Source organism: Streptomyces calidiresistens, assembly GCF_014141525.1.
GTDB classification, from domain to species: Bacteria; Actinomycetota; Actinomycetes; order Streptomycetales; family Streptomycetaceae; genus Streptomyces; species Streptomyces calidiresistens.
Genome location: NZ_VKHS01000604.1, coordinates 1 through 3425 on the forward strand (window position 1 = coordinate 1; position 3425 = coordinate 3425).

Sequence of the window (3425 nt, forward strand, 5' to 3'; positions counted from 1 at the left end):
CCGTCCCCCTTCCGGCCTCCCCCTCTCCCGGGCCCTCCGGCTCCCCACGGCTCCTCGCCGTGCTCGGCGAGACCTCGCCGTCCACCGCCGAGGCGGCGACCTGGATCGAGGAGAACTGGGAGAAGTGGGCCGCCGGCGGACTGCGCATCCTGCTGATCGTGATCGTCGCCGCCGTGGTGCGGGCGGTGCTGCGCCGGGCCATCACCCGGGCCGTGGACCGCGTGGGGCGTTCCGAGCGGGCGGCCGCCCGCGGCGGCCGGGACCGGCTGGCCCACCCCGAGCGCAGGCGACAGCGGGCGGCGGCGATCGGTTCCGTGCTGCGCAGCGTCGCCTCGCTCCTGGTGTGGGGGACCGCCGCCCTGATGGTCCTGGACCAGCTCGGCATCCAGCTCGGCCCGCTGGTGGCGGGAGCGGGCATCGTCGGTGTGGCGCTGGGCTTCGGCGCCCGCAACCTGGTCACCGACGTGCTGACCGGCATGTTCATCCTGCTGGAGGACCAGTACGGCGTGGGGGACCGGATCGACGCGGGTGAGGCGACCGGGACGGTCCTGGAGATCGGCCTGCGGGTCACCACGCTGCGCGCCGACGACGGGGAGATCTGGTACGTGCGCAACGGCGAGATCAAGCGGGTGGGCAATCTCAGCCAGGGATGGGCGACGGCGGCGGTGGAGATCGAGGTCCGGGGCGACACGGACCCGGGGCGGGCGCACCGGATCCTGGAGGAGGCCGGGGCCGACCTGGCGCGCCGGGAGCCGTGGGACGAGCAGCTGTGGGAGACGCCGGAGGTCCTCGGGCTGGAGGCGGTGTCGCTGGAGTCGATGGTCATCAAGGTCACGGCGAAGGTGCAGCCGGGGCGGGCGGCCGCCGCCGAGCGCGCCATGCGCCGGCACTTCAAGGAGGCGCTGGACGCCGCGGGCATCGCGCAGCCGGACGCGACCGCGCTGACCCTGGAGAAGTTGCGCGGGCCGCGCGAGGGGGCCGCCCCGGAGCCCGCGCGACCGCGCTGAGTCCCCCGGGCCACGACGGACGGGACGGGAGGGCGGTGGGCCCGGGGAACCGGAACCGGACCCACCGCCCTCCCGTCGCGTCCGCCCCCTTGTGCGTGCCGCGAACCGGCCACAGGATGACCGCCATGACCTCGCCCAGTGCCGTCGTTCGCCCCCAACGCCCGGAGGATCTCGGGGCCTTGTCCGAGATCTGCCTGCGCACCGGCCACATCGGAGGTGACGCCCGGGAGGTGTACCGGGACCACGACCTGCTGCCCGACCTCTTCCTGCGCCCGTACGCGGCGCTGGAGCCGGACCTGGTGCGGGTCGCGGAGGACGACGGTCGGGTGCTCGGCTACATCGTGGGCACGGCGGACAGCACCGCCTTCTTCCGGGCGTTCCGGGAACGATGGCTGCCGACCGTCGCCGACCGTCATCCGGCCCCGACGGGGCCGCCCGGCACGCCGGACGAGGAGATGCGGGACCTGTTGCACCACGCCGAGCGGATGCTGGTGCCGGAGATCGCCGCCCGGTACCCCGCCCACCTGCACATCGATCTGCTGCCCGAGGGGCAGGGCCGGGGGTTGGGCCGGCGGCTGATGGAGGCGTACTGCGGGGCGCTGCGGGAGCGGGGGGTGCCGGGAGTGCACCTGGGAATGGACCCGCGCAACGAGCGGGCCCGGGCCTTCTACGAGCGGATGGGCTTCACCCTGCTGCGGAGTCCGGCCGGGGCCGGGGTCATCCACCTGGGGTTGGCCCTCGACCGGGAGGCGTGAGCCGGCGCCGGTGCCGGGTCCGGGCCACGGCGGGTTCCGGAAAACCACCGCCCACCGCCCGGTCCGACGGTCATACTGCCCTCGGGCGCCGGCGCACGAGCCGGGCGCACCCCGGCGGGGAGGCGGGAGGGCGGTGTCCGCGCCCGCCGGGCCGCACCGCGGCGGGCCCGTGGCCGGGCCCCGCACCCGAACGCGCGAGGGGAGGCGCCCGGTCGTGACCCACCCGGTGACCCGTCCGCCGTACGCGCCGCGCACCGATCGGGTCGCCCCCGACCGCCGCACGGCCCCCGTCGAGGCCCTCCTGCGACTGCGGGCCGCCGCCGCGACGGAACCGGGCCGGCTGCGGGTCATCGGGGCGGTGCTGGCGGGACTCGTCCTGCTCACCGGCGCGCTGACCGCCGGCGAGGTGGCGGAACGCGCCGGTGCCGCACACGACGCCCTGGTCTCCGGGGCCCCGCCGAGCGCGGACGCGGCCCGCATCCACCGCTCGTTGGCCGAGGCCGACACCACGGCCGCGATCGGTTTCCTGGCGGGGGGCGACGAGCCGCGCGAGGTGCGCGAGCGCCACGAGGAGCTGATCGCCGACGTGGCCGGATTGCTGACCGCCGCCGCCTCCCACCCCCGACCCGACGCGGGGCCGGCGGCCGAGGCCGCCGAGCGGATCGACCTGCTCAACCGCACCCTGCCCGTCTACACGGCCCTGGTGGGAACCGCACGGGCCGACAACCGCCGGGGCCTGCCGCTGGGCGGCGCCTACCTGCGCTACGCCAACTCCCTGATGCAGGAGGTGATGCTCCCCGCCGCCGGCGAGTTGCACGCCCTGGAGACGGAGCGGCTGCGCGCGGACCTGGAGCGGGCCTCCGCCCGCCCGGTGGCCGCGCCCCTGGTCGGCGCCGTCACCCTGCTCGCCCTGGTCGCCGCGCACCGCAGGCACCGGCGCCGCACCCGGCGACTCCTCAATCCCGGGCTGGTGGCGGGCGCGGTGGCGGTGACGGTGCTGGTGGGGTGGGCGCTGACCTCGCACGCGGTGTCCCGGACCGCCTTCACCGCCGCCGTCACGGAGAACCTGGTGGCGGTGGAGGCGGTCAACGAGGCGTGGGCGGCGGTGATCCTGGCCCGGGGCGACGAGAACCTCGTCCTGGTGGCCCGGGGCTCGGGGGGCGGGTACGCGGAGAGCGCCCGCCGGCACCTGGAGGAGTTGCTGGGGCCGGAGGGGACCCCCGGAGCGGGGCTGCTGGCCCGGGCCGGCGAACTGGCCCGGGACGCCCGGGGTCCGGAGCGGCTGGCCTCGGCCCGGGAGGCGGTCGCGGCCTGGCGGGAACTGAACGCGGGGGCGCTGCGGGCCGAGGCGTCCGGGGAGTACGACCGGGCCACCCGGCTGGTGATCGGGAACCCGGGCGAGCCGGAGGGCAGTCGGGGCACCGCGCACACCGGCACGTACGCCCGGGCGGCCGGCGAGGAGCTGCGCGCCGCGCTGGAGGCCGAGCGGGAGCGGTTCGACGAGGTCGCCGGCGCCGGGCGGGCGGCCCTGCGGGGCCCGGGCGAGGGGGCGGTGCCGCTGGCGCTGCTCGGTGCCGCGGCCGTGGTGCTGGGGATCGGCCGGCGGCTGGCGGAGTACCGATGAGCGCCGGGCCGGGCCGCGGGGCGACGGGCGGGAGGGGTC

3 protein-coding genes are annotated in these 3425 nt (G+C 77.5%); all 3 read left to right on the forward strand.

Translation table 11 applies throughout. From position 1 onward, the window contains the following. Window positions 1–1007 (forward strand): mechanosensitive ion channel family protein (locus tag FOE67_RS20280; RefSeq protein ID WP_228474092.1); only part of this gene is annotated, 1007 nt, incomplete at its 5' end. Between the two features lie 125 nt (window positions 1008–1132). Beyond that, entirely contained in the window at window positions 1133–1762 is a 630-nt protein-coding gene (locus tag FOE67_RS20285; RefSeq protein ID WP_182666277.1) for a GNAT family N-acetyltransferase, read from the forward strand. A gap of 214 nt (window positions 1763–1976) precedes the next feature. Next, window positions 1977–3386, forward strand: a complete 1410-nt coding sequence (locus FOE67_RS20290; protein WP_182666278.1) for a GlnX family signal transduction membrane protein — start codon at window positions 1977–1979, stop codon at window positions 3384–3386. The last annotated feature ends 39 nt before the right edge of the window (window positions 3387–3425 follow it).